Origin of the sequence: Thermococcus sp. GR5 (assembly GCF_012027535.1) — an archaeon.
Taxonomy (GTDB): Archaea; Methanobacteriota_B; Thermococci; order Thermococcales; family Thermococcaceae; genus Thermococcus; species Thermococcus onnurineus.
The window spans coordinates 1-472 of record NZ_SNUN01000023.1; the positions used below are offsets into that span (position 1 = coordinate 1).

General features: G+C 42.4%; 2 protein-coding genes. One reads left to right on the forward strand and one right to left on the reverse strand.

Going from position 1 to position 472, the window contains the following annotated elements:
• Window positions 1–200: hypothetical protein (locus E3E33_RS10895; RefSeq protein WP_206203918.1), on the forward strand; the 200-nt coding region annotated here is incomplete at its 5' end.
• Here E3E33_RS10895 and E3E33_RS10705 read toward each other — a convergent pair.
• On the reverse strand, window positions 195–472 hold a 278-nt coding region (locus tag E3E33_RS10705), incomplete at its 5' end, for a hypothetical protein (protein ID WP_167731695.1). The two genes, E3E33_RS10895 and E3E33_RS10705, sit on opposite strands and share 6 nt — an antisense overlap.

Here is a 472-nt window from a genome sequence, read left to right on the forward strand (position 1 = left end):
ACCGGGCTCTGCTAATCGTGTGTTTCAAATCTCACACCCTCTCCCCTGTAGTTCTTCAGTTAGCCTTCTCCTTCCTGTTTTTATCCTTTTTTCAATTTAAAGCGAAAATTTCGGCGAAAGGAGCTATTAAAAGTGATATTGAATTCGATATCGAAAGTGATATTGAAAATGAGATGTGTGGGGAAAAAGCGGATTTATAAGTCTCCGAGGGCCTTGTAGAGGCGATAAACCCTTTTTCTGAAGGTTGGGCTTAGTTCGTAGCCTTTGAGGGTTTTGGCGATTATGCCGAGGTCTATGAGTTCTTTTAGGACTTCATAGGCGTGAACGTAGGAAACGCCGTTCTCTTCGGCAATTTTGAATATTATTCCGTCTTTGCTTCCCATTTCATAGGCATTTATTCTCCCGTTGTGCTCTGAGAAGGCTTTTAGGAGTGAATTGGCAACCCTGCGTTTTTTCTCGGTTCTAAGCTTCA